Annotated in this window: 12 protein-coding genes; 4 read left to right on the forward strand and 8 right to left on the reverse strand. The window is 67.4% G+C overall.

What is annotated here, in order from left to right; genetic code table 11:
- Positions 1 to 10 precede the first annotated feature (10 nt).
- Together AB0E69_RS07535 and AB0E69_RS07540 are read right to left on the reverse strand one after the other, a co-directional pair.
- Entirely contained in the window at positions 11 to 664 is a 654-nt protein-coding gene (locus AB0E69_RS07535; protein WP_360141212.1) for a CBS domain-containing protein, read from the reverse strand.
- A 61-nt stretch (positions 665 to 725) separates the two neighbouring features.
- Positions 726 to 1,481 (reverse strand): PEP/pyruvate-binding domain-containing protein, encoded by a 756-nt coding sequence (locus AB0E69_RS07540; RefSeq protein ID WP_360141215.1) that lies wholly within the window; start codon positions 1,479 to 1,481, stop codon positions 726 to 728.
- Positions 1,482 to 1,660: 179 nt separating this feature from the next.
- Between AB0E69_RS07540 and ppk2 the strand changes: the two genes are divergently transcribed.
- Together ppk2 and AB0E69_RS07550 are read left to right on the forward strand one after the other, a co-directional pair.
- Positions 1,661 to 2,473, forward strand: a complete 813-nt coding sequence (gene ppk2 / locus AB0E69_RS07545; protein ID WP_360141218.1) for a polyphosphate kinase 2 — start codon at positions 1,661 to 1,663, stop codon at positions 2,471 to 2,473.
- A gap of 144 nt (positions 2,474 to 2,617) precedes the next feature.
- Complete coding sequence (locus AB0E69_RS07550; protein WP_360141221.1) at positions 2,618 to 3,391, forward strand: universal stress protein; 774 nt, start codon at positions 2,618 to 2,620, stop codon at positions 3,389 to 3,391.
- Between the two features lie 393 nt (positions 3,392 to 3,784).
- Here the strand turns inward: AB0E69_RS07550 and AB0E69_RS07555 are convergent, their stop codons facing one another.
- Together AB0E69_RS07555 and AB0E69_RS07560 are read right to left on the reverse strand one after the other, a co-directional pair.
- The gene (locus AB0E69_RS07555) at positions 3,785 to 5,257 is read right to left on the reverse strand and encodes a hypothetical protein (protein ID WP_360141224.1); all 1,473 of its coding nucleotides are present in this window, start codon (positions 5,255 to 5,257) and stop codon (positions 3,785 to 3,787) included.
- 258 nt (positions 5,258 to 5,515) lie between these two features.
- Positions 5,516 to 9,676 (reverse strand): DUF4157 domain-containing protein, encoded by a 4,161-nt coding sequence (locus AB0E69_RS07560; protein ID WP_360141227.1) that lies wholly within the window; start codon positions 9,674 to 9,676, stop codon positions 5,516 to 5,518.
- 482 nt (positions 9,677 to 10,158) lie between these two features.
- Between AB0E69_RS07560 and AB0E69_RS07565 the strand changes: the two genes are divergently transcribed.
- Complete coding sequence (locus tag AB0E69_RS07565; RefSeq protein WP_360141230.1) at positions 10,159 to 10,614, forward strand: VOC family protein; 456 nt, start codon at positions 10,159 to 10,161, stop codon at positions 10,612 to 10,614.
- 56 nt (positions 10,615 to 10,670) lie between these two features.
- Here the strand turns inward: AB0E69_RS07565 and AB0E69_RS07570 are convergent, their stop codons facing one another.
- Together AB0E69_RS07570 and AB0E69_RS07575 are read right to left on the reverse strand one after the other, a co-directional pair.
- The gene (locus AB0E69_RS07570) at positions 10,671 to 10,934 is read right to left on the reverse strand and encodes a hypothetical protein (protein WP_360141233.1); all 264 of its coding nucleotides are present in this window, start codon (positions 10,932 to 10,934) and stop codon (positions 10,671 to 10,673) included.
- Between the two features lie 97 nt (positions 10,935 to 11,031).
- A complete protein-coding gene (locus AB0E69_RS07575; RefSeq protein WP_360141236.1) occupies positions 11,032 to 11,946 on the reverse strand; it encodes a LysR family transcriptional regulator in 915 nt (304 codons plus the stop codon).
- A gap of 70 nt (positions 11,947 to 12,016) precedes the next feature.
- Here AB0E69_RS07575 and AB0E69_RS07580 point away from each other — a divergent pair, with 70 nt between their 5' ends.
- On the forward strand, positions 12,017 to 12,838 hold the full coding sequence (locus AB0E69_RS07580) for an SDR family NAD(P)-dependent oxidoreductase (protein WP_360141239.1): 822 nt from the start codon (positions 12,017 to 12,019) through the stop codon (positions 12,836 to 12,838).
- Here AB0E69_RS07580 and AB0E69_RS07585 read toward each other — a convergent pair.
- Positions 12,835 to 14,241: an alpha-L-fucosidase gene (locus AB0E69_RS07585; protein ID WP_360141242.1), complete on the reverse strand. Its 1,407-nt coding sequence runs from the start codon at positions 14,239 to 14,241 to the stop codon at positions 12,835 to 12,837. The two genes, AB0E69_RS07580 and AB0E69_RS07585, sit on opposite strands and share 4 nt — an antisense overlap.
- Positions 14,241 to 15,932: an ABC transporter substrate-binding protein gene (locus tag AB0E69_RS07590; protein ID WP_360141245.1), complete on the reverse strand. Its 1,692-nt coding sequence runs from the start codon at positions 15,930 to 15,932 to the stop codon at positions 14,241 to 14,243. Before AB0E69_RS07590 ends, AB0E69_RS07585 begins: the two co-directional genes overlap by 1 nt.
- Between the last annotated feature and the right edge of the window lie 3 nt (positions 15,933 to 15,935).

Below are 15,935 nucleotides of genomic sequence, written 5' to 3' on the forward strand. Positions count from 1 at the left end.
AGGTGGTTTCTTAGGAGAAGATCGCGCCCGGTGCGGGTGCGGTGTCGTCCACGAGCCAGGACAGCGTGCTCCGGACGCCGGCCACACCGTCGACGCCGCCGATCAATACCTCGGCGAAGACCGCGGTACTGCGCTTCTCGACCTCGCCGGTCAGCATCGCGACGCCGTCCCGAACGGACACCTCGACCGCGAACGGGTCGTCCCACAGCTGGCGGTCGACGATGTCCCGGCGTACCCGGGCCAGGATTTCCTCGTCCGGCGCGGTGAAAGCGCGCAGCAGGTCCGACCCCGTCACGATGCCGGTCAGCTCGTCGCCGTCCAGCACGACCAGCCGGGTGATCCTGCGCGCCGCCATCAACCGAGCGGCCTCGTCGAGCGTGCAACCACCTTCCACGGTCACCACCGGACTCGTCATCAGCTGACGAGCGGTCAGCGCCCCGCCGTTCGCTCGGGTCCTCCGACGCCACGTCCGTCGGCCTTCGTCTTTATGCAGCAGGTCGGTCTCGGACACGATGCCGGCGACTCCGCCGTACCCATCGCGCACAGGTACTCCGCTGATCCGATGCTCGGCCAGCGTCTCGACAATCGACTTGAACGGCGCATCCGCCGCAACCGTGACCACGTCCTTGGTCATCACGTCGGCAACTGCCAGCAGGTAACGCATCATGACTCCTCAGCGCGGCGAACGACCGATCAGCGGGCCAGCTCCTCGATCTCGGCGTCGGTCAGAGCCAGGCTGGACCGCTCGCCGACGGTCGTGGGTACGACCTGCGTCCCCGGCGGTCGTCGTACACGGTCTTCGTTGCCTTCGCGCCGCGGTGCTTGACGATCATCGGCCGGGCGCCCGGGTGCACGGAGTACTGGCCGGCGTCGTCGGCAGGTGAGCCCCCCAGACCCCAGGTCGCGCGGGCGCGGAGGACGGTGCTCTCGCCGCGGACCGTGCCCGAGGCGCCGAGGTCGGCGCGGATCATGCGTTGCACGGTGACCTGCATGACCGCCTTCAGGTGGTCCTCGCCGTTGGCCTCTCGCTTGCCGAAGGCAACCGACCCGAACAGCGACGCGAAGCACCGGCGGCAGGCAGCGACGACGTCCGCACCGGTGCGCAGGTGTCGGAAGACCTCGCCCTGCTGCCCGTCCGGCAGCGACACCGGACTGCAGCGAACCGCGACGTCCGTGCCCTCGCCGCCCAGCTCGTCGTAGGCAGCCAGAATCTCGCGGGTCACCGCCGGCGGGACAGATGCGTCGCGGAACGCCGACCGAACCTCGGCTGCGGCGACGACCACGTCGCGACCCGCCCGGTACCGCCGGACCGCCTGCGCGATCACCGGGCCCAGCCCGGCGTCGCGGACGAACTCCTGGTACGCCGCGGCGGTCACCACGAACCCCTTCGGAACCCAGATCCCGTCCAGCTGCGCGTTCTTCACCCCGGCCTGGGCCGGATCCACCTCGCCCTCGAGCGGAACGACGTACTCGCTGTTCATCACTCCTCCTGTCCCGCTGCTCCACTGTTTCCGTCACTCTCATTCCAGCCCCACGCCCGGGGTCGGTTGCAGGGCCGAAGGTCCCCCCTTCGGCTCCGTCGCGACCCATCCTCCGCGGGCATCGCCCGGCTGAGTACGGCCGAAAGGTCTGTCCGTGAGCGCTGGGATCTGGAGGGCGGATGGGGGATCGTGCAGGGATGAAGCGGTTGGCGAAGAAGGTGTATGAGCGGGAGTTGCTGCGGCTGCAGGCCGAGCTGGTGAAGCTGCAGGAGTGGGTGCGCGCGGAAGGTGCGCGCGTGGTGGTGGTCTTCGAGGGCCGCGACGCCGCCGGCAAGGGCAGCACGATCAAGCGGGTGACGGAGTACCTCAACCCTCGCGTCGCGCGGATCGTGGCGCTGCCGGCGCCGACCGAGCGGGAGCGGTCCGAGTGGTACTTCCAGCGGTACGTCGAGCACCTGCCGGCGGCCGGCGAGATCGCGCTCTTCGACCGGAGCTGGTACAACCGGGCCGGGGTCGAACGCGTGATGGGGTTCTGTACCGGGCAGGAGTACGCGCGGTTCCTGCACCAGTGCCCGATCTTCGAGCGGCTGCTGGTCGAGGACGGCGTACTGCTGCGCAAGTACTGGTTCTCGGTCAGCGACAGCGAGCAGGAGAACCGCTTCCGCAGCCGGCTCGAGGACCCGATGCGCCGGTGGAAGCTGTCGCCGATGGACCTGGAGTCGATCACTCGCTGGGAGGAGTACTCCCGCGCCAAGGACGAGATGTTCGTGCATACCGACATCCCCGAAGCGCCCTGGTACGTCGTGGAGAGCGAGGACAAACGCTCCGCCCGGATCAACATGATCGCCCACCTGCTGTCGACCATCCCGTACCACGAGGTGCAGCGGCGCCCGCTCGACCTGCCGCCCCGGCCACCGTCGAAAGGCTACGAACGCACCCCGCGCGACATGCAGACCCAGGTCCCCGATCACGCCGCCGAGCTGCGCGACTGAGAGTCGAAGGTCCCGCGCCGCAGGGACAATCGGCCGGTGCGGACGATCACCTCCACCACCGATGCTCGAACGAGATCGGTCGAACGCGATTGATCGAACGTGATCGATCGAGCGCGAGTCCCGCGTCGCGTCGAGGAGGCCGGCATGAATCATCAACCCGTCGTGGTCGGCATCGACGGCTCAGCGGCGTCCCAGGTAGCCATCAGGTGGGCCGCCGCCGAGGCTGCCACACTCGACGCCCCCTTGCGCCTGGTCCATGCGGTCTCACCGGGTGCCCCGCCACCCGCCGCCGACCTCGGCACCGCCGTCTCGGTCGCCCGCGACGCCGTACCCGAGCTGGTCGTCCACGCCGACGTCGAGGTCGGTGCTCCGTCCTCGATCCTGGTCAAGGCCTCCGGCGACGCGCAACTGATCGTCATCGGCAGCCGCGGACTCGGCCTGATCGTCGGGTCGATGGTCGGCTCCACCGGCCTCGATCTCGCCGCGAACGCGCACTGCCCGGTCGTCGTCGTCCGGCCCGACCTCTCGCCAACCGGCGCCCGGGTCGTGATCGGGTACGACGGTTCGCCGGGCAGCGACAACGCCCTGTACTTCGGGCTCGCCTACGCCCGCCGGCACAACCTCGCCGTACGGGTCGTCGCCGCGCAACCGGCCGGCACCGACCTGCACCACCTCACAGAGTCCGAGCTACGCGACGCCGTATACAAGCTGCACGGCCACGACACCGAACTCGTCGAGATCACCGGCCACCCCGCCGAGCACCTCCTCCGCCTCGCGGCCGACGCCGCCCTGATCGTGCTCGGCGCCCGCGGCCGGGGCGGCTTCGCCGGCATGCTCCTCGGCTCGGTCAGCCAAACCGTCCTCCACCACGCCGACTCCCCGGTCGCCATCATCCCGGCTACCGCCGGCGGTCGCTGACATTGACGGCCGCGCCACCCAGATGCCTCCAGCAACCATCTGGCGCACAATCCACTGGAATTTCACGCTTTGTTCGGCTTAGGCGCCTGCGTCCTCCTCGCCCTGACTACCCCGGTTCGTATCCGGCTTCGCCGACGCCGCGTTCTTCGACTGGACCCACGACGCCCGCCAACAGATCTTCGTGGCTCACCCGACCCAGTGCGCACTCCTCCTGGCCGCCGCCGAGCTGACCATTGCAACCCTCTTGCGCAAGACCCGCCACCTCGCCGTCATCGCCTTCCACCTGGCGCTAATGCTGTTCGCTGGTCCTTCTGCTCTGGTCTATCCCCACCCTCACCTTCGCCGTACCAGCCGCCCGCCACGCCTGCCGCATCGCCCCCCATAGGCGCCGCTCTACTCGTCGTCGTCCGACTCTGTCTGCTTCGAGGCCGACGTCTTGTTGTTCACCCGAGCGTCCACGAAGACCGGTGTCATCGTCACGCCCTTCTTCTCCGCGATCGCGGAGCACGTATCGCGGACGCGACCGAGACGCTCGTCCCCGAAGTCGAGATCCGTGAAGCCGACGCACAGGTAGTAGCCGAACTCGATCTGCTCCGACTCGAGGTACTGCGGCAGCTGCTTCGATGCACCGGTGAAGAACCCACTGCTCTTGATGAGCTTCACCTCGGTCAACGCCCGTCGGTGCCAGCCGGCCGAGAACTTGAAGTCAACCGGACCCCGTCCAATGTTGACCTCCCGGGACAGGTCGACTCCGGCAGCCTGGCACTGGGTCTGCCACATCATTGAGGCGATGGCCTGGACGATCTTCTCCTGGCGAGGTCGGGTGTAGTCGTCGTTCCAAAGTGTCTTCCAGAGATCCGTTTGCTCGACCGCGTGCTTGAACCCGTTCATGAGAACGCCGACCCACGAGTAAAAGTCATCCGCCGACTCGGGTGTCATCAGCCGCGGTCGACCTTGCGCGGCGTCGCGTCCGGCTTCTGCCCATCCAACCAGCAACTGGGGGTCGGTCAGGACGTTGTACGGCAGGTGATCCTCATCTGCCACCTTGTCTACGTACGCAAGCGCTAGATTCGGGCGGGCACGCGCAACCTCGCGCCCGGCGGCCGTCTTCTCGGCCTTCGTCAGGCTTTGGCTCAGGTCGTAGTTGAGGTCGAACCGCAGCATGCTCGCTTCATTCGTCTCAGCCCATGACCAGAAGCCATCTGCCGTCACCCGCGGGATGTCCTTCAGGAACCGGTCCGGGCAGAGCAGCACGCCACCGTTGAAAGCCGGGCTCCTGGGCAACGCAACACGACCGTCGTCCCAGCGACCTGACTTTCTGCTCCAGCTACGGTGCCTTACCAGCACCGACTCTGTGGGGAGGCCGTGGCGGTCGACCACCTGCTGGGTATAGCTGATGAAGCGCCCCTTGGTGATGTTGCAGAACATGTCGCTGATGCGATCGACGCCGAGACCCTTGCAGAACAGTACGAACGCCTCGACGTACCGCAGCGTGTCCACTCTGTCGCGCCGCAGGAGATCGAGAGCGTCGGCCATGCGATCCGCGAAGTCATCAGCGGTACCGGACCCCTCGGGATGGCCCATGGACAAGCCGAAAGCAAACTCCTTCGGCTCTGGGAAGGTCAGCATCTGCTGCGCCTTCCGCCAATGGGGCGACTTGCGATCCCCTTCGGACAGCCTCACGAACCGAAGTGCGAGCGAGAAGAAGTCGACCAGATCCTGGTGGCAGGCTGACCAGAACGGATCGTCGTCCTCGAAGACGAGGAACGGATCGACGTACAATGGCGTGTCTTCGATGGTTTCGAGGTCGAACCAGTCGTCACTGCTGAGCCGATGGGCGACATTGAACTGCTCGGTGAACCGCATGCTTCCCCGTGGTGCTGATCGAGCTGCCGTCGAGACCGGGTGCTCGACATATCCACGAGTGTGTCGGCAACCGTGACAAAACTGCGACCGACACGCCGACGAAGGTCCCACACTTCGACAGCCAACCGCCTCCTTGGGCCTCAGATGAAGTGGACCGGCAACCGACCCACTCCGAACGCTCACTCGCCGAGGCGCCGAGCAACACTGAAGCTTGACACCTCGGCTCCCGGACCGGCGACGGGTCTGTTGTGGCGCGGTTCAGTAGAGGATGGATCGGTCGCCGGACTCTATCTTCCGGCGCAGCTCGTCGATGAGGGCTTCTACCGCTGCGCGTAGCTCGACTGGGTTTTCCATGAGTGGTTTCAGTGCGTCGAGGCGGGCCTCGACGTCGCTGTTCCAGATCGGGTGGCCCTGCAGGTCGCGCATCGTTGCGGCGCTTGGTCTTGGCATGTTGGCTTCCCTGTAGATCTCTGGCGTCAACTGGTGCACGGGGAGCTTGCCGGCGCCTGGGATGTTCTCGCGGGTCGGGAGCGCGATGCCGTTGCGCGGGGCGTTGTTGTCCCAGCCGCCGTTCGCCCGCAGGGTGTCCAGCACGGGGTGGTTCTCGAGGGAAACCGGGAGCAGGTGGTGCGGGTTCCAATCGCCCGGACGGACGGCCCAGTCCGGTGCCATGCCGGCTCTGATCATCCTGCCCTTCAGTGCCCCGCGGCTGACGCCCGCCTCCAGGTCGCTGACGCGCGCCGGCGGACGGTTCTCGATCTGCCGAAGCTGCTCGTCCTCACCGAGATGCACCTTCGACGGGTCGTCCAGCGCGCCGGTTGGTTGCTCCGGGCCCCCACTCGGGTTGACCTCAGGAGCCGGCAGCCGCCGCTCCGCCAACGCATCCGCAAGCGCAGACGCGTCATCAAGCTTCCCGATCTCACTAAGAACCCGCCCAGCCTCAGCCGCCGGCAGCTTCCGCAACGCAGCCAAAACAAGATCCCGATCCACCTTCGGCAACTGCTCAATCAACCGCAACGCCCGCACCCGCAACCGCCCCGACCGCACCCCAGGCGGCAACCCCACCCGCTCCCCACCCTCCGCCCCAGCCCCAGCCTCGGTTGTGGGGCCAAGCTCGGTCGTGGAGGCAGGCTCGGTCGCCGGGCCAGGCTCGGTCGCCGGGCCGGGCTCGGTCGCCGGCGCGGGCTCAGTTGTCGGCGCGAGCTCCCCACTCGGCGCGGGCCCCGTCGTCGGCGCGGCGGGCCCCGCGGCTCGCGCGGACTCGCCACCCGATGCCGGCGGGTGCTCTGCAGTTGGCGCACGCTCGGATGCCGCCCCAGGCGACGCTGGCTTGGCGGCTGTAGCGGGCTCAGCTGCTGCGGCAGGCCCGCTGGTCGGCGCGGGCCCCGTGGTCGGCACCGGCTCGGCACCTGATGCAGGCGGCGTGCGACCCGCGGCTGGCGCGGACTCGACCGCCGGTCCAGCCGACGTGGGCTGAGTAGCTGCGGCGGGCTCAGGCGCTACGGCAGGCCCGGTGGCCGACGCAGGCCCTGTGGTCCGCGTGGGCTCGGTGGTTGGAGTGGGTTCGGCGACCGGTGCCGGAGTCGTCGCCGGACCCGTGGCGGGCTCGGTCGTGGGAGTCGGCTCGGCGGCGGGGGCAGGTGCGGTTGTGTGAGTGGGCTCGGCGGCGGGGGCAGGTGCGGTCGCGGGAGCAGGCTCGGCACTCGGCGCAGGTGCAGTCGTGGGAGCGGGCTCAGTGGTCGGGGCAGGTCCTGTGGTGGGAGTGGGCTCGGGGGCTGCGGCAGGTTCGGGGGTTGGAGAAGCTGCCGTGGTGGGTGTGGGTTCAGTGCTCGGGGCAGGTTCTGTGGTGGGTGTGGGTTCGGGGATTGGGGCAGGTGCGGTGGTGGGTGTGGGTGTGGGTTCGGGGACTGGGGCAGGCTCGGGGGTTGGAGCAGGTCCGGTGGTGGGAGTGGGCTCTGGGGCTGGGGTAGGTGCGGTGGTGGGTGTGGGTTCGGGGGCTGGGGCGGGTGCGGTGGTGGATGGTGGGATTGGGGTGTGGTGAGGGGGTGGGGGGCTGGAGGTGGGGGTGGGTTGGGTGGGGGTTGGGTTGTGGGGTGGTGGGGTGGGGTTGGCTTGTTGTCGGGCTTGTTGTTCTAGGGCTGTTTGGGCTTGGGCTATTTTGGCGGCTGTCACTGCTTGCTGTCTGGTCTGCAGGTAGGTGCGCATGTTCTCTTCGGCCACCGTCGGTTCGAAGGACTCGATGGCGGTGCGCAGGTCTTCGTGGGTCAGTGCGGCCTCGACGTCGGTGACGAACTTGTCGATGCGGCCGACGTACTCGTTGCGCAGGGCATCCATCTCGGCGGGCACGTCCTGGGCGAGGGCGTCAGCCAGCCGCTTGCGGTACTGCTCGATACCGGCCCGGCCCTCCGGTGACTTGGCCAGTTCCGCGTAGTCGACCTGCTGGTCCTTCGGAGCCCGGCTCTGATCCAGGAAGTCCCCATTGCCCGACTTCAAGCGCTGGATGAACTCGTCCGTGCTGAGCCCAGCTACCTCCTTGGCCAGTGCGGCCCCATTGGCCTTCGCCGCCTCGCACTCCGCGACGACCTCGGCGCGGTACCCGCCCAGCTCGCTCGTGATCGACGGTTTGAGCGCATGAACAGAACCCTTCAACCGAACACGTTCCCGGAGTACGGCGAGCGACCGCGTCATCTTCTGCATGGTCTTCGGGAACGCAGCCTTCGCGGTGACGTGCAGTACGGCGGCGACAACGATCATCCCGACCGCCATGATCACGTTCGTCTGCGCCGCTGCCGCCGCCTGGACCTGGCGCTTGAACTCGGCCGGGTACTTCGCCTGCGACGCGGCCTTGATCCGCAGATCGGCCTCCACCGCCGATAGCGTGACCGTCGTACCGAGCAGCGCCATGGCGCCGACCGCGATCGTGGCCAGCTCGCCGACCCCGGTCAGCCACGAGGCGACGTATACGATCCCGGCGAGCGCCAGCAGCCACCCGGAGAGCTTCGCGCCGGCGCCGGCCCCAGCGGCCCACCGGGCCCAGGAGTTCGCATCGCCGTTGGCGACCTCGGCGAGATCCTGGCCGATGGCCTTGAACGTGTCGGGCGTGTTCAGCAAGGTGGCTGACTCGGCGAAGTCCTTCAACGTCTTGCCCGGGTGATCCTTCATGTACTTCAGCTGGGCCACGGTCAGCTCCGTCGCCATCTGGCGGGCGGCGACGTACCGGTCGTCCTCGGACATCGTGGCCAGCGCCTGATCGTCGAGGGTCTTCAGGCGCTCGTCGAGCGCGGCCTGCAGCGAGTCCTTGTCGGCGGCCTGCTGTTGCTGCTGCGCCTGCAGCGCTTTCACCAGCTCGGCTTTACGATCGATGAACAGGTCGACCGATCGTTCGAACAGGTTCATGTTCGTTGTTGCTCGAACGGCCAGCAGCTTGAAGGCAGCCAGGTCTTCCTTCGACAGCGTGCCGAGCTTCTGCGCGATCCGCAGCAGCGCCGCGTAGTCCTTCGGCGGCAGCGGCGTGTCGCCGCTGGTGAGCAGGTCCTTGATCTCGGGTGGGAGCTGTTCGAGTTTCTTGGCTTCGTCCATCACCCCGGCGAGCTGGTTCTCCCAGGTGCGGACGTTGCCGGTCTCGGTCGTGCCGATCTTGGTGCTCTTCGCACCCGTGAGCTTCTTGTACCGGGCGTCCACCTCGTCGCGGATCTGCGAGCGTTCGGCGCCGGGCAGGTCGCGCAGCTTCTGCTTCGCCTCTTGCCGGCGTTCCTTGTCCTCGGGACGCCCGCTCGCCTCGACCCGTCGTACCTCGACCAGGAAGCGGACCTTCTTACCGCGGCGGTTCGAGACATCACAATCGCCGCAGGTCCAGGTCGAGTACGTCTCCCGGCCGAAGGCGACCCGTTCGTAGATCCGGAACACTTCCTCCATCGTCTGCACACTTGCCGGTATGTCGGCGCTGTACGCGAGCGTCTCGATCTCATCGGCGGCGCGCCGTCGCGGCTTGCGCAGTACGTTCGCTGACCTGGTGTTGCCTTGCTGAAGCACGTGCACCAGTTCGTGCGCGAGCAGCATCTGGCCCGCGCCGGTCTCCGGCCGGTACCGGCGGTCGCGGAAGAAGACATCCATGCCCGACGTGAACGCCTCGGCGCTCACCATCCGGTTCAACCGGTCGGCGGACTCGTCGGTATGGATCCGCACCCCACCCAGGTCCGCACCAAGAGTCGCCTCGAACCCCGCCCGTACGCCGGGCGGCAGCGGCCGACCGCCAGGACGAGCCGCCTCGACAGCGCCCGCAACGTCGATCGCCGTACTCTCGCCGACGACCGCCGAGTCGAGACCGGCAGGCGAACGCGTCTCCGACGACTCCGACGACTCCGGCGACTCCGGTACGCCGGTGACGCCCGCCGCGATCTGATCCGCCTGCGCCTCCAACGAATCACCACTCGACGTCAACAGCGACGTGACAGCCCGGTTACCCGCCCTACGCTGCAGCGCCAGCGCCGACGCAGGCAGACCAGGCGCGCGAGCGGACTCGCTACCGGCGCGCGAAGCCTGCCGCTCCGGCGCACGCACCGGATCCGCGACCGAGGCCCGAACTGCCGGCCCACCGTTCATCCGCGACAGCCCCGGAGAGTCGCAACCACGCCCAGCAGACTCGTTGGGCATGCCAACGCCAACGTACTCCGACCGGCCACCTCAACAGCACCGTCCACTGCCCTCACCCCCGGACAGACTGTCCCACCTCCGACGCTACGGAGCCTCACCACAACCGTCAAGACATCGATGAACGCCCCGAGGCCGTCGACCTACGCGAACATCAAACTCCACTCGAGCGGCTCGGCCCGCGTACCTCGCGGCCGGGAGTGAGCCGGTTTTGTCGGTGGTGGCGGGGATGCTGGGGGCACGGCTTTCAGATGAAGGGGACGTTGATGGGTGCGGCGTTTCAGTTGGTGGTTGATTGTGGTGATGCTGATTTGCTGGCTCGGTTTTGGGCTGGGGCGCTGCGGTACGAGTTGGCGCCGCCGCCGGCCGGGTTTGCCAGCTGGACGGACTTCTACCGGCGGCTGGGTGTGCCTGAGGAGGACTTGACCGACGGCGCGGACAGGATCCGTGATCCGGACGGGCGTGGTCCGGACATCTGGTTCCATGCCGTGTCGGAGACCAAGGTGGTGAAGAACCGTCTGCACCTGGACATCCACGCCAGCGGTGACTGGACCGATCCCATCGAAACCCGGATCCGGCGCGTCGACACGGAGGCAGCCAGACTCGCCGCCCTCGGCGCCACCATCACCGGACCCTTCGAGGAAGGTCTCGACCACTACGCGGTCGGAATGAAGGACCCCGAAGGCAACGAGTTCGACATCAACTGACCACCTGCCGAACTGACCACCAGGCCTGCCGAACTGACCACCAGGCGCATCTGCGGCTAGCAGGCGTCCAGGACTTCGGCGATGCTGCCGGTGGTCGTGCGGACGATGTGTGGGAGCCGGTTCCAGCGCGCCACCTGCGAGCCGAGGGCGATCTGGTCGAGCTCGTCCTCGCCGCTGGAGAACGGCGACTCGCTGTCGTGCCGGCGCGAGTGCCAGCCACCGTCGCGGTAATAAGTCTCGATGAAGCCGTCGGCACCTGCGAGAGGCTCCTGCGTCGCGGCTGCACGCGGCTGACTGTCGGCCGGGGCGGTCGTGCTCATGCCTGCTACCTCCTGACACCATTCGTCGTCTACTGGATGACAACCGAATACGTCATCGATTCGACGACATCTTACACCAGGTGGCGAGACCCGCGCTTCATCGGATCTCGGCCGCGGCGGCGCGGAGTGCGTCGGCGACGATGGCCGCGGGCGGTGACAGGTGGCCGGGCAACCGTGCCAGGATGGTTCGGCGCAGCTCCTTCGAACCGCCGTGGACGGTGAGGATGCGGACGCCCGCCGGTGCGACCGCGGCCATCGACGGGGAGATCGTCGTCAGGCCGGCGCCGGCGGCGACCAGCTGGAGCTTGGCCATCCAGTCGCGGACCCGGTGGGCGATCTCCGGGCGCTCGTCGAGGCCGGGCCAGACTCCCATCAGCAGCTCCTCGCCGCCCGCGGGTCCAGCGATCCAACGTTGACCGCGGAGGTCCGCCACGTCGACCGAGTCCTCGGCTGCCAGCGGATGACTGGCTGGGACCGCGAGCAGCAGGCTGCGCTCGGCCAGGGTCTCCAGCGTGATGGTCGGCGACTGCGTGTCCGGTGGCCGGAACGGTGGCGCCGAGGCGATCAGCGCCAGGTCAACGCTCCCCGCACGCACCGCCCGAACGAGCGCCGGCGTCGAGCCTTCCCTGGTCGTCACGGCGATCGACGGATGCGAACGCCGTACCGCACTGATTGCTCGAGGCAACAAGACGGCCCCGGCGCTGGGGAACCAGCCGACCCGCACCCGCCCACCCGCGGCCGGGAGGCCGGCGAGCTCCCGGGCGGTCGCGTCGATCTGATCGAGTACGCCGGCCGCGTTCCGGAGTACCACCTGACCAGCAGCGGTCAGCGCGACACCTTCACGGCGCCGTTCGAGCAGAGACGAGCCGGCCGCGCGCTCCAGGGACGCGATCTGTCGTGAAACCGCGGACTGCGTGTAGCCGAGCGCGCTCGCGGCAGCCGTGAAGGTACCGCGCTCCACGACCTCGCGGAACACCCGCAGCGCAACCAGAGAGACATCGCTGTAGTCCATGACGTTTACGCATGCTACCTGTGCCATAGCCTCGTTGGATTCATGTAAGCCACCGCCCTAGCTTGGCGACATGACACAGAACCGCACAGCCCTCGTCACCGGCGCCAACCAAGGCATTGGTTTCGCTCTAGTCCAGGAGCTTGCCAACCGCCTCGGCCCGGACGACCTGGTGCTTCTTTCCGGCAGAGATCCCCAGCGCGTCGCCGAAGCGGTCAGCCGTGTCCAAGGCACCGCCCGCGTCGAAGGACGGGTGCTGGACGTGACCGATGCGGACGCGGTCGCCGCGCTGGCCGCCGAGCTCGAAGAGGTCGACATCGTGATCTCGAACGCGATCGGACCGCTGGTTCCGGACAAGACGCAGGCCGAGCAGGCGGACGTGTTCATCGACGTGGCCAACCTCGGAGCGCAGTCCATGCTGCGAGCGTTCGCGCCGATCCTGAGGCCGGGTGGGCGGTTCCTGGTGGTGGCGAGCTCGCTCGGGACGCTCGATCACCTGCCGCAACACCTCCACCCCCGGTTCGACAACGCGACCCTCGACCAGGTCGAGGACGCAGTCGAGGAGTGGCGAGCCGCGATCCACAACGGGACGGCCGAGGAGAAGGGCTGGCCCGAGTGGATCAACCTCCCGTCCAAGGTCGCCCAAGTGGCCGCAGTACGAGCGGTCGCGGCAGAGCGCCGTACGCAAGACCTCGCCGACGGCACGCTGATCGCCTCGGTCTGCCCCGGACTCGTCGACACCCGCGCGTCCCGACCCTGGTTCGACGACTTCAGCCAAGCCAAATCCCCAGCTGAAGCCGTCAAACCAATCGTCGACCTCGTCCTCGCCGACCTCGACCCCGCCAGGTACGGCGAACTGATCCGCGACGGCAAAGTCCTTCCCTGGAGAGGCTAAACCTCGATGGCCAAACAGTTGGCGACCTGTAGCGGTGCCCTGTCGGGAAGGCTCACCACGAGTACGCCGTGAACCTGGTCGAAGGGCACCGGGCCGTGGCCGAGCAGCCGGACAGCCGTGACCGACTCCGTCACGCTACGGATCACCACCCGCCCATCAGCCGGCCACGCCATCTGGAATGCGTAGACAGTGTCGTCCTTGCGCGTGAACCGGAAATCGGAGGCGGTCCAGGGCACCCGATCCTCGGTGAAGCCCTTGATCACCACGCTCGACGGACCTTCTCCGAACACCCGATACGGCCGGGTGCCGTAGATGCCTTCGCCACAGACCCGCATCCACTCCCCCAGCTCCTCGAGGATCTGGGTGCACTCGGCGTCGATGGTTCCGTCGGGTAGCTGCGGGACGTTGAGCAGCAGGTTGCCGTTCTTGGACACGATGTCGACCAGCATCTCGACCACGTGGCCGGCGGACTTGTAGACGTCGCGGACGTTGTAGAACCAGTCCCCGACCGACGTGTCCGTCTGCCAGGGCAGCGGGTTGATCTCCGGTGTCTGGCTCCGCTCGATGTCCATGATCCCGACGGCACTCACCTCGGGACTCCGGTCCTTCTGCTGATACACAGCGCGCGGGTTGGTGTTGTAAAGATGCGCGACCGCGCGCAGGCCCGGCGTGTAGTCCACCGAGCCGAAGGGCAACGGCCCGTCGGAGTACAGCAGGTCGGGCTGGTACTTGTCGATCATCTCGGTGACCGCGTCGAGCCAGTGCTGGTGCCAGGCCGGCTCGGTGGCGTACCACGGGTCCTGAACCACGACCTCCGGTCCGGTCAGGTAGGCACCGTTGTCGAGGTACAGGTCCCGGTTGGCCGGATCGACGCCGTCGTACGGCACACCGGCGTACGGTCCGTGCCGATCGTGGCCCTTCGCCGCAGCGAACCAGCTGAAGGCCGCGCCGAGATGCTCGGTGAGCCCGAACGGCAGCCCGCGCTCGGTCGCGGCCGCCTTCCAGAGACCGACGATGTCCTTGCCGGGGCCGAGCTTGACCGAGTTCCACCGGGTCAGCGCCGAGTCGTAGTTGAAGAAGTTGTCGTGATGCACGGCCTGGGCCACGAAGTACCGCGCTCCGGCGGCGGCGAACTGGTCCATCAGCGCACCGGGGTCGAACCGCTCCGCCTTCCAGCGCTCGGCGATGTCCTTGTAGCCGAACTCCGACGGGTGGCCGTAGGTCCGGAGGTGGTACCGGTACTGGTCGCTGCCCTCCCGGTACATGTTGCGTGCGTACCAGTCGCCGTACCGCGGCACCGACTGCGGACCCCAGTGCGCCCAGATTCCGAGCTTCGCGTCCCGGAACCAGTCCGGGCACTCGAAGGTGGTCAGGGACTCGAAGCTCGGGTCGAACGGACTCATCACTTGGGCACCTTGTCGTAGGCGGTCTGCTGGATCTCCAGGTAGCGCTTCAGACCGAGGCCGTCGAGGCCCTTGACGTACGCGTCCCAGTCGGTGTCGATGTTCTTCGAGCCGGTGATGAACTGCAGGGAGTTCTGCTGGATGTAGTTCTCGAGGTTGGTCTGCAGGGTCGCGACCTCGTTGGCGAGGGTGGGGTCGATCCAGACCTTCCAGAACGGGTAGATCTGCGCCTTGTCCTCGTGGCCGGCGTACAACTTCGTTGCGTCGAACAGCTTGCGTTCGTACCCCGCCTGCGAGGAGGTGTCGGTGTCGATGACCTCGGAGTTGCGGTACTTCGCGGTGTTGTTGTACTGCGCCAGCGCACCCCAGCCGCTGTTCCGCGGTTTCGACCCGGGCTTCAGGGGAATCTGCTTGAAGCTCGGCTTCAGCGACTTGTCGAGCGCCACATCGCCGGGACCGGGCTTGGTCCAGGCCTTGCCCTCCGTGCCGAACTGTCCATTGTTCTCTCCCTCATCGGTGAAGATGTAGTCGAGCATCTTGATCGCCTGGATCTGCTTCTCCGGTGTGGCCTTCGACGTCAGCACGAACGTGGCGCCGGGAATGCTCGGGAAGACGTAGCTGGCGTAGTTCGCGCCACTCGGACCGGTCAGCGGCGGTACCGCGTCGTACTGCTTGTCCCGCCCGTCCGCCGAACCGATGGTGACGAAGATGCCCGAGTGCATGACGGTGCCCGAGCCGAGGATGACCGAGCCGCCGTGGTTGCCCTGCTGCTGCATCGCGTCCGGGTTCTGCGTGAAGGCGCCTTTGTCGATCAGGCCTTCCTTGTAGAGCGAGTTGATGTACCGCAGACCTTCGCGCCAGCCGTCCTTGTTCGCCTGGACGTCGACCTTGCCGTTGTTGAGAACCAGTGTGGTGTTGTTGCCGCCGCTGTTGTTCTGCCCTTGCGGGTCGTAGATGAAGGCGTTCATCAAGTACGGGATGAGGCTGTCGCGGACGTTCGCGCTGAGCGGGATCTCGTCGGCCTTGCCGTTGCCGTTCGGGTCCTGGGTCTTGAACGCCTGGAGCACCTTCCGCAGGTCCTCGGTGGTCTTCGGCTGCTCGAGGCCCAGCTTCTTCAGCCACGCCGAGTTCATCCACAGCTTGTCCGGGTACGAACAGTGGAAGCAGTCGACCCACTGCGGGATCCCGTAGATCTTGCCGTCCGGCGCGGTCGCCATCGCCTTCCACTCCGGCGTGGAGTCGAACGCCTTCTTGATGTTCGGCGCGTACTGGTCGATCAGCTGGTTCAGCGGAACGACGACCCCCTGGTTGGACAGCTTCAGCAGCTCGGCGGTGGTGAACTGGTCGACCCACGGGATCAGCAGGTACAGATCGGGGTAGTCGCCGCTGGCCAGCGAGATCTGCCGCTTCTCCTTCGCCGGGCCGCCGTCGAACGTCGTCGTCTGCCACTTGATGGTGAGGTTGAACTTCTGCTTGATCAGCTTGGTGAAGTCGTTCGTGGCGAGGTTGGTGTCGGCCGACTGTGGCGAGAAGACGTTCAGCGTGACATCGGGGTTCCCGGTGATCGTCGGCAGCGGTTTGCCCTGCGCGTCGTCGGTCGAGCCTTTCCCGGAGCAGGCTGCGAGCGCGAGTGCGAGCAGGCTCGCACCGACGACGACGGCGCGGCCCTTCCTTCTGAGTTGTACAGACATGGG

Origin of the sequence: Kribbella sp. NPDC026611 (genome assembly GCF_040638345.1) — a bacterium.
Classification (GTDB): Bacteria; Actinomycetota; Actinomycetes; order Propionibacteriales; family Kribbellaceae; genus Kribbella.